The sequence below is a fragment of the Methylobacterium sp. WL103 genome (assembly GCF_008039885.1).
Taxonomy (GTDB): Bacteria; Pseudomonadota; Alphaproteobacteria; order Rhizobiales; family Beijerinckiaceae; genus Methylobacterium; species Methylobacterium cerastii.
Window position 1 is genome coordinate 1 of sequence record NZ_VRUX01000149.1, and the last position, 8536, is coordinate 8536.

The following is an 8536-nucleotide window of genomic DNA, read 5'->3' on the forward strand; positions in this document are numbered from 1 at the left end:
GCGCCGGCGTCGCGGGCGCCCTGGTCGCGTCGGCGATCCACGACGGGCACCTCAGGGCGGAGCACGTCCGGGCGGAGCACTTGCGGGCGGAGCACTTCCGGGCGGAACATCTGCGCGCCGGGCGCCTGGCGTGAATCTTCCCGGTCCGCCGCGCCGCTGTTAGGGTGGCGGCCGACCCCCGTTGGCATTCGATAGACCGGCAAGGACGATGGACAGATTCAACACCCTGGCGGGCGTCGCGGCGCCCATGCGGATCATCAACGTCGACACCGACCGGATCATCCCGAAGCAGTACCTCAAGACGATCAAGCGCACCGGCCTCGGCAAGGGTCTGTTCGCCGAGATGCGCTACCGGGACGACGGCTCCGAGAACCCGGACTTCGTCCTCAACCAGCCGGCCTACCGCAACGCCAAGATCCTGGTGGCGGGCGACAACTTCGGCTGCGGCTCGTCGCGCGAGCACGCGCCCTGGGCGCTGACCGATTTCGGTATCCGCTGCGTGATCTCGACGAGCTTCGCCGACATCTTCTTCAACAACTGCGCCAAGAACGGCATCCTGGCGATCGTGGTCTCGCCGGAAGACCTCGAGAAGCTGTTCGAGGATGCCGAGCGCGGCGCCAACGCCACCCTCTCGGTCGACCTCGAAGCCCAGACCATCCGCGGCCCGGACGGCGGCACGCTGCACTTCGACATCGATCCCGGCCGCAAGGAGAGCCTGCTCAACGGCCTCGACGAGATCGGCCTGACCCTGAAGCGCGCGCCGAAGATCGACGCCTACGAGGACAAGCTCGCCGCGCGCGGCTGGGCGTGAGGGGGCGCGGACGGCCTGCGGATCGTCCGGCGCCCTCGAATTAAGCCTGGGTTAACCGTTCCCTCCCAGGCTCCCACGCTTCGGACACCATGCGAGCGACGACGATGCAGCGATCTCCCCGGCAGCGCTCCTCCCGCAGGCCGATCCTGCCGTGGATCGCCGTCGCCTGCCTCGCGACGACCGGTGCGCGGGCCGACTTCCAGTCCTGCCTCGCCGGCCTGCAGCAGCAGGCGGCGGCGCAGGGCGTCTCGGCGCAGGCGTTCCGCAGCGCCACCGACGGGATCGCCTTCGACGACAAGGTGATCGAGCTTTCCCAGGCGCAGCCCGAGTTCAAGACGCCGATCTGGGACTACATGGCCGCCCTGGTGGACGACGAGCGCGTCGACGACGGCAAGGCGGCGATGCGCCAGCACGGCGCGGCGCTCGCCCAGGCCGAGGCCCGCTACGGCGTCGATCGCTTCACCATCGCCGCAGTCTGGGGCGTGGAATCGAACTTCGGCAAGAACCTCGGCAAGATGCCGCTGGTGCAGTCGCTGGCGACGCTGGCCTGCTCCGGCAACCGCCGGCGCGACTTCTTCCGCGGCGAGCTGATGGCGACCCTGAAGATCATCGCGCACGGCGACATCGAGCCCGCGCGCCTCAACGGCTCGTGGGCCGGCGCCTTCGGCCAGACCCAGTTCATGCCGACGACCTACCAGCGCCTGGCCGTCGACCTCGACGGCGACGGGCGCCGCGACGTGGTCGATTCCGTGCCCGACGCCGTCGGCTCCACCGCGAACTTCCTGCACGTCGCCAAATGGTCGAACGGACAGGGCTGGGGCTACGAGGTGAAGCTGCCGGCCGGCTTCAACGCGGGCGCCGCCGGGCGCAAGAACAAGAAGCCGGTGGGCCACTGGGCCGCGCTCGGCGTCAAGCGCGTCGACGGGCGGCCGCTTTCCGCCGAGGGGCCGGTCGGCATCATGATCCCGGCAGGGGTCGAGGGGCCGGCCTTCCTCGTGACCAAGAACTTCGACGCGATCTACTCCTACAACGCCGCCGAATCCTACGGCCTCGCCATTGCCGTGCTGTCCGATCGCCTGCGCGGCCGGGCCGGCATCCAGGCCGAGTGGCCGACCGACGACCCGCCGCTGTCGCGGGCCGAGCGCCGCGACCTGCAGGCCCGCCTGACCGCGCGGGGCTACGACGTCGGCGAGCCGGACGGCAAGGTCGGCGCCAAGACCCGCGACGCGATCAAGGAGGTCGAGCGCAGCCTCGGCATGCCGCAGACCGGACGCCCGGGCGCGAAGGTGCTGGAAGCCTTGCGCCGGTGACCCGGCGCCTGATCGGCTCGGGCTCGCCGTTCGAGGCGGCCTACGGCTACTCGCGCGCGGTGATCGACGGGGGCTTCGTGTTCGTGGCCGGCACCACCGGCTACGATTACGCCACGATGACGATGCCGGAGGACGCCGCGGCGCAGGCCGAGGCGTGCTGGCGCACGATCGCCGACGTCCTCGCCGAGGCCGGGTCCGGCCTCGGGCGCTTCGTGCGGGCGACCTACCTCGTCACCGACCGGGCGGATGCCGAAGCCGTGCTCGCGGTCTGCGGGCGCGTGCTGGCCGAGGTGCGGCCGGCCGCGACCCTGCAGGTCGTCGCCGGCCTTCTGCGCGCCGAGATGAAGGTCGAGATCGAGGTCACGGCGACCGTCGGATGACGGCCGCCGATCCCAGTTGGTTTAAGAGTGCCCGATCAATAGGGCCGGCCGTAATAGGGCCGGCGGACCGGACGGTAGCGGTCCTGGACGGGGCGGGCGTAGCCGTCGCCGTAGGCGCCGAGATAGGGATCGAGCTCCGGCGCGCGGTAGTTGCCGCTGTTGACGCCGGCCGAGCGGTCGTTCCCGTTCAGCGCGGCATAGGGCGAGAGTCCGCTGCCGCTGTCGCTCCCGCCACCGCCGCCACCCCAGGCGAACACGGCACCGGTCGAGCCGAGAAGAAGGCCCGTCGCGAGCGCGGCCCGAACCGCCTTGGTCGTCGTCTTGCGTGTCATCGCTTCGCGTGCCCCGATCGACGTGCCTGCCATGATCCTCTTGCGATCTCGCTAGAGGATGGCTTGAGGCTGGAAAACCGATTTCCTCGACTGGAAGTTCCGCTGGCGCCGGGGTGACTGGGACGTACGGGTCGTCGATCGTGTCGCACCTGCGCCATGCGCCGGTTGGTCCACACCGAGTCGCGCGCAGGCTGAGTGCGCGTCCACCGGAATGAAGGCGGCCGCCCGTCCTGGCCTGATGGGCCGGCCTCAGCTCTTCGCGACGGGCCCGGCTTCCGCGAGGTAAGCCCAGGCGGTGGCCTCGTCGGCGAGGTCGAAGGTCTTGGTGTCGACCGGCATCACCGTCCCGGAGAGCTTGATCATGGCGCGCGCGAACGACGGCGCGCCGACCACGACGTACTTCCGGATGTGGGCCACCGAGCGCACCATCACCTGGCTCGCGTAGCCGTCGAACCGCGCCCCGAGATCGGTGCCCTCGTAGTTCGACATGATCAGCAGCATGTCGAACCGGTCGACCGTCTTCATGGCCGCGTCGGCGATGGACGACATCCACGCGATGTCCGGCTCGGTGATGCGGTCCTTGATCTCGAAGGCGAGAAGGTCGGCGCGCGGGGATTCGCGCTGGATGATGGAACCGTCCGGTGCTGCGTTCACGCGCCCCTCCCAGGGTCTGCCGTCGTCAGACGATGCCGCTGGCCTCGTACGGCCAGGGCAGGCCGAGATGCGTCGCGACCTTCTCGGCGTCGTGGCCGACGGCGTCGACCGCCGCACCGAGCTTCTCGACGGGAACCTGGAGCTTGCGCGCCCAGTAGGCGGCCGCGTCCGGCGTCGAGAGGTTGACGGTCTGCGGTTCTTGGGTTGCGTCGGGCGGCATTCGGGTCTCCTGCCTCCCCCAATGCGGGAGCGCACGTCCGGTTCATTCCCGCCGGCGCGGGCCCGGCGTCTCCGGCGGCTTGCGCCCTCGCGCGGCACGCATCGCGCGGGGCCGGACCTAAGGAACAGCCCCTGGGCGAGGCGGTTGGCAGGTACGACTTATGGAGTACCGTGCATGGATGTCTGGCAGCTCATCGGACGCGATCACGCGAACATCGAGCATCTCATCCACGACGCGCCGAGAGCCTTGAACGGACCTGGCGTCGTCAGGAGCCGGGAGCGACTCCTCGACCACCTCGTCGACGCGCTCGAAGCCCACGCGCAGGCGGTGTCCGTCGGCCTCTACGCCCCGCTCGGCCGGCTGCCGCAGACCCGGCGGCTCGTGGACGAGCTGTCGGACGGGCACCGGGCGTTCATCGGCCAGCTCTCCGACCTGGCGCGGCGTCGCCGCAAGACCTCCGAGGGCTGGCTGAACGACTTCGAGGATGCGACCTACCTCGTGGATCAGCACCTCCATCGGCTCAAGCACGAGCTGCTGCCCGCCGCCCGCACGCTGCTCTCCGACAGGCAGGCCGACGACGCGGCGCGGGCCTTCGTCCAGGCGCGGCGGTGGGCGCTGCAGGCACGGCACCCCGAGCCCGCCCCGCGGAGCGAGCTGGACCTCAAGGTCATCGTCTGCACCCTCGCGGTCGGCGTCGGCTACCTCCTGTGGCAGAGCGGGTTCCTCGGCGGGAGCAGCCGTACGCGCGCGAAGGGTCGCCCGGCGGCCGACGGCCCGGTGCGGCGCCGGGAGCGCATGCTCGACGAAGGGCTCGAGGACACCTTTCCCGCCAGCGATCCGATCTCGGCCCAGCGGTTCACCTAGCAGAGGTGCGTGAGGCCAGATCGGCCGCATTCAGCCTCCTCTGTTCGTCGAACGCGTGGATGTCCTGATTGAGGAGAGGGTCATGCCGGACTTGGCGACATCGGACTTGGCGACATCGGACTTGGCGACATCGGACTTGGCGACATCGCACTTGGCGACCTCGGACTTGGACGCGAAGCGCGAAGAGATCGCCGCCCATTTCGCGCGCGAGCTCGGATTCGACGGGCTCGCAGGCTTGAGCCCGTCCGACCGGGCCCGCGTCGACCGCCGGACCGCGGAGGCGATCGACGGTTGCGACCCGGCCGCGCCGGAACCGGTCGACGGCTCGGGCGCCGACGATGGGATGCGCCGCCACCTCGCCGAGTATCGCGGCCTGCTGCAGCTCCGGACCGACGCGGCCAACGTCCGGCTGGCGGAAGCGGGCGAGGTGTTCGCTCCTGAGGACGACGCCTGACGGGGGCCGCCGGGAACGATCGGCGTGGAAAACCAGCCGTGCGGAAAACGAGGCGGCGCGTGCCCGGGCCGTTCCGCTGCGATCCGGTCCGTGCCATCCTTTCCCGAAACGGAGGATGCGTCGGATGCGGCGATGGCTCGCGACCTTGGGGCTTGTGCTGGCATGCGGTGCCGGCGTGATCGCCTTGGGGGGCTCGGCGGTGGCGCAGGAGATCAAGCGGACCGAACTCGGACGCTCGCCCGTCTCCGGCGACGACACCCGGGAGATCGTCATGCAGCTGGTGGAGTTCCCGCCGGGCGCGACCTCGCCCCGCCATTTCCACAACGGCGAGGAGTCGTTCTACGTGATCGAGGGCGGGACCGTGCAGGTGGCCGGCAAGGAGCCGAAGGAGCGCCCGGCGGGCGAGCGCGGCATCAACCAGCGCGGCGTGCCGCATGCGGGCTACACGGTGGTCGGCGACAGGACGATCAAGATCCTGTCGGTCTACGTGATCGACAAGGGCAAGCCGCTGCAGGAGCCCGCGCCCTGATCGCAGGCCGGCACCGACTCCATCCAAGCCGGGGCGCACGCTCCGAACATCCCCAGGTGAAGGGCGACAGGACATGAACGACACGCCGGATTTGGATCGCGCGGCCCGCGCGATCGCCGAGAACGTCTACGCGGCGTTCTGCCGCCAGGCGACGATGCCGGCCCACCCGCTCGAGGAGCAGACGGTCGTGACGCGGCTCGTGGAGGCGATCCGCCCGCAGGTCGGCGGCGCCCCGGGAGCGATCGTCGAGGCCGCCAACGCCGCCCTGTCGGCCTGGGAGCAGCGCGATCCGGACGTGCGCGGTCCGCGCGTCGTCGCGGTCGATCCGGCCGACGGCTCGGTGACCCTGGGTTAGCGGTCGAAGCTCGGCACCCGTCTCCGGGCGACCTGCCCGGACGACCTGGATCGCCGAAAAGGAGCCCCCAGCATCGTGCCTGCCTTCGCTGATGGAGACGCCGCGATCGGTGTCGGGCTGGCCTTCGTCGCCGGCTTCGTGGACGCCGCCGCCTTCATCGCCCTGACCGGCCTGTTCACGGCCCACGTCACCGGCAACGTCGTCCTGATCGGTGCGGAGCTGGTCTCGACCTCGACCGGGGTCCTCGCGAAGCTCCTTGCCCTGCCGACGTTCATCCTGGCGGTGGCCGTGACCCGCCTCATCGCCCTGGCCCTCGAGCGGAGGGGGGCGTCACCGCTGCGCCCGTTGCTGGTGCTTGAAGCCGCCGCGCTGATCGCCTTCGCGATCGTGGGCGCGTCCCTGTCGCCGCTCGGCTCGCCGGACGGCGCGAAGGCGATCGGCGTCGGCATGCTCGGGGTCGCCGCCATGGGCATCCAGAACGGCATCGGGCGTCTGGTGATCGGCCACCTGGCCGCGACCACCGTGATGACCGTGAACGTCACGCAGGCCGTGATCGACCTGACCGACCATGCCTGCGGGAAGACGCTCGGCGCGCCGGCCGCCACCCGCCTTCGGCGCACGCTGTCGGCCGTGCTGGCGTTCGCGGTCGGCGCCCTGGCGGGCGCCTTCGGGGTCGCCGCCCTGTCCTTCGCCTGCGTGCTCGTGCCCGCCGTCGTCCTCATCGGATTGCTGTTCGTCCCGGATCGCGAACCGAGTCCGTGAACGGCCGCCATGGGCCGGACGCGCGCGCCTCGATACCCGGCTTGGACCACCCGCGCTCGGACATGCCCTCACAGCCGGGCTCGCAGTCCAGGCGTCCGTGCAGCGCCGCTCGGGGTTGCCGAAGCGCGGGCGTCACGCCGTCTCCGCATCCCGCATCGAGGGCCGACGCCGGAGGCCGCGACGGTCTGAGCCGGCGCGCGTCGGCGTCCGGCCCCTGGTGCCCGGAGCGCCGGAGCCCTAAAGCCCAGGCATGCTGACCTCACCGACGACGCGCCGCCCGCTGGTCCTCGCCGCGGTGATGGCGGCGATGTTCATGATCGCGATCGAGGCGACGATCGTCTCGACCGCGATGCCGCAGATCGCCGGGCAGCTCGGCGACCTCCACCTCTACGCCTGGGTGTTCGCCTCCTTCCTGCTGACGCAGACCGCGACCACCGTGGTGTTCGGCAAGCTGTCCGACCTCTACGGGCGGCGCCCGGTGCTGCTGTTCGGCATCGCGGTGTTCCTCGCCGGCTCGCTGCTGTGCGGCTTCGCCTGGTCGATGCCGTCGCTGATCCTGTTCCGGCTCGTGCAGGGCGTCGGCGCGGGCGCGATCCAGCCCGTGAGCATGACCGTGGTCGGCGACCTCTACTCCGCCCGCGAGCGCGGCCGGGTGCAGGGCTATCTCGCCAGCGTCTGGGGCGTCTCCTCGGTGGCCGGGCCGCTCGCCGGAGGCCTGATCATCGGGCACCTGAGCTGGCCGTGGATCTTCTGGATCAACCTGCCGGTCGGCGTCCTCGCGGCCGCCCTGTTCCTTCTGTTCCTGCGCGAGGAGGTGGAGCGCAAGCGGCGCCGGATCGACGTGATCGGGGCCGGCCTCTTCACGCTGGCGATCGCCGCGCTGATGATCGCCCTGACCGAGACCTCGACCGCGCCGGCCGTGGCGACCGCCTCCGGCCTGACCTTCCTCGTGGCGATCACGCTGTTCGTGCTGCAGGAGCGGCGGGCCGCCGACCCCATGCTGGATTTCGCGCTCTGGGGGCAGCGCTCGATCCTCACCGCCAACGCCGCGACGCTACTCTCGGGCATGGCGATCATCGGGCTCACCGCCTTCCTGCCGATGTACGTGCAGGGCGTGCTCCGGCAATCGCCGCTCGTGGCCGGCTTCACCCTGACCCTCATGGTGCTCGGCTGGCCGGTCGGCGCGACCACGGCGGCGCGCAGCTTCGTCCGGTTCGGCCTGCGGCCGGTCCTGCTGCTCGGCGCCGCCCTGCTGCCGATCGGGGCGTCGGCCTTCGTGGCGTTGGGCCCGGAGACCTCGCCCGCCGTCGCGGCGGCGGGGTCGATCGTCATGGGCCTCGGCATGGGCTTCCTGTCGACGGCGGCGATCGTGATCATCCAGGACAGCGTCGCCTGGGCGCAGCGGGGGGCCGCCACCGCCTCGAACATCTTCGCGCGCAACCTCGGCTCGACGCTCGGCGCCACCGCCCTCGGCGCCGTCCTGAACTACCGCCTCATTCATCCGGACGGCGGGGCCACGGTGGACCCCGACCAGCTGCGCCGCCTGCTCGACAACCCGGCGAGCCTCGGCGGAGCCGGCGAGGCGGCCCGCATCAGCCTGCAGCACGCCCTGCACGGCACCTTCTGGACGGTCTTCGCGGTTGCGCTGCTGACGCTGCTGACCGCCCTGCTCGTCCCCCGCGTGGTGATCGCCGACGCCGTGCCGGCCGTCGCGGAGTAGCGAGCGCCCGATCCGGACCGCGCGGACGGCGTCTCACGCGGGCCGGGCCGTGTCCTCCTGCCGGACGGCGAGGCGCAGGAAGCTGACCACGCTGGCGATGGCGGCGAAGGCGCCGCCGAGCCCGAGCGCGAGCGCCGGCCCGTGC

12 protein-coding genes are annotated in these 8536 nt (G+C 71.4%); 9 read left to right on the forward strand and 3 right to left on the reverse strand.

The genetic code is table 11. The features are described 5' to 3' along the window. Positions 1–208 precede the first annotated feature (208 nt). The 3 genes from leuD (at position 209) to FV222_RS11420 (ending at position 2501) form a co-directional block, all read left to right on the forward strand. Entirely contained in the window at positions 209–811 is a 603-nt protein-coding gene (leuD, locus tag FV222_RS11410) for a 3-isopropylmalate dehydratase small subunit (RefSeq protein WP_147751963.1), read from the forward strand. A 104-nt stretch (positions 812–915) separates the two neighbouring features. After that, positions 916–2121 (forward strand): lytic murein transglycosylase, encoded by a 1206-nt coding sequence (locus FV222_RS11415; protein WP_147751964.1) that lies wholly within the window; start codon positions 916–918, stop codon positions 2119–2121. Beyond that, positions 2118–2501: a RidA family protein gene (locus tag FV222_RS11420; RefSeq protein WP_147814326.1), complete on the forward strand. Its 384-nt coding sequence runs from the start codon at positions 2118–2120 to the stop codon at positions 2499–2501. The genes FV222_RS11415 and FV222_RS11420 overlap by 4 nt, the downstream gene beginning before the upstream one ends. A 35-nt stretch (positions 2502–2536) precedes the next feature. Here the strand turns inward: FV222_RS11420 and FV222_RS11425 are convergent, their stop codons facing one another. From FV222_RS11425 to FV222_RS11435, 3 genes are all read right to left on the reverse strand, one after another. Further along, positions 2537–2833 (reverse strand): hypothetical protein, encoded by a 297-nt coding sequence (locus FV222_RS11425; protein ID WP_238272083.1) that lies wholly within the window; start codon positions 2831–2833, stop codon positions 2537–2539. A 249-nt stretch (positions 2834–3082) separates the two neighbouring features. Further along, positions 3083–3487, reverse strand: a complete 405-nt coding sequence (locus FV222_RS11430) for an STAS/SEC14 domain-containing protein (protein ID WP_187273786.1) — start codon at positions 3485–3487, stop codon at positions 3083–3085. A gap of 25 nt (positions 3488–3512) precedes the next feature. After that, positions 3513–3707, reverse strand: coding sequence for a DUF3606 domain-containing protein (locus FV222_RS11435; protein ID WP_147751967.1), 195 nt, complete (start codon positions 3705–3707; stop codon positions 3513–3515). 174 nt (positions 3708–3881) lie between these two features. On the opposite strand from FV222_RS11435, the gene FV222_RS11440 reads away from it, so the two are divergent. The 6 genes from FV222_RS11440 to FV222_RS11465 all read left to right on the forward strand — a co-directional run bounded on the left by FV222_RS11440 (position 3882) and on the right by FV222_RS11465 (position 8391). Next, positions 3882–4571, forward strand: a complete 690-nt coding sequence (locus FV222_RS11440) for a hemerythrin domain-containing protein (protein ID WP_147814328.1) — start codon at positions 3882–3884, stop codon at positions 4569–4571. Between the two features lie 136 nt (positions 4572–4707). Continuing rightward, entirely contained in the window at positions 4708–5025 is a 318-nt protein-coding gene (locus tag FV222_RS11445; protein ID WP_246685423.1) for a hypothetical protein, read from the forward strand. 175 nt (positions 5026–5200) lie between these two features. Continuing rightward, positions 5201–5554, forward strand: a complete 354-nt coding sequence (locus FV222_RS11450) for a cupin domain-containing protein (RefSeq protein WP_246685424.1) — start codon at positions 5201–5203, stop codon at positions 5552–5554. A 73-nt stretch (positions 5555–5627) separates the two neighbouring features. Continuing rightward, complete coding sequence (locus FV222_RS11455) at positions 5628–5909, forward strand: hypothetical protein (RefSeq protein WP_147751970.1); 282 nt, start codon at positions 5628–5630, stop codon at positions 5907–5909. A 75-nt stretch (positions 5910–5984) separates the two neighbouring features. Continuing rightward, positions 5985–6671: a YoaK family protein gene (locus tag FV222_RS11460; RefSeq protein ID WP_238272084.1), complete on the forward strand. Its 687-nt coding sequence runs from the start codon at positions 5985–5987 to the stop codon at positions 6669–6671. A gap of 250 nt (positions 6672–6921) precedes the next feature. Next, entirely contained in the window at positions 6922–8391 is a 1470-nt protein-coding gene (locus FV222_RS11465; RefSeq protein ID WP_147751972.1) for an MDR family MFS transporter, read from the forward strand. The last annotated feature ends 145 nt before the right edge of the window (positions 8392–8536 follow it).

Bases quoted from the DNA above. Each gene is read 5' to 3' on its own strand.
- FV222_RS11415 (WP_147751964.1), top strand. From the start codon at position 916: ATGCAGCGATCTCCCCGGCAGCGCTCCTCCCGCAGGCCGATCCTGCCG.
- FV222_RS11465 (WP_147751972.1), top strand. From the start codon at position 6,922: ATGCTGACCTCACCGACGACGCGCCGCCCGCTGGTCCTCGCCGCGGTG.
- FV222_RS11440 (WP_147814328.1), top strand. From the start codon at position 3,882: ATGGATGTCTGGCAGCTCATCGGACGCGATCACGCGAACATCGAGCAT.
- leuD (WP_147751963.1), top strand. From the start codon at position 209: ATGGACAGATTCAACACCCTGGCGGGCGTCGCGGCGCCCATGCGGATC.
- FV222_RS11455 (WP_147751970.1), top strand. From the start codon at position 5,628: ATGAACGACACGCCGGATTTGGATCGCGCGGCCCGCGCGATCGCCGAG.
- FV222_RS11425 (WP_238272083.1), bottom strand. From the start codon at position 2,833: ATGACACGCAAGACGACGACCAAGGCGGTTCGGGCCGCGCTCGCGACG.
- FV222_RS11435 (WP_147751967.1), bottom strand. From the start codon at position 3,707: ATGCCGCCCGACGCAACCCAAGAACCGCAGACCGTCAACCTCTCGACG.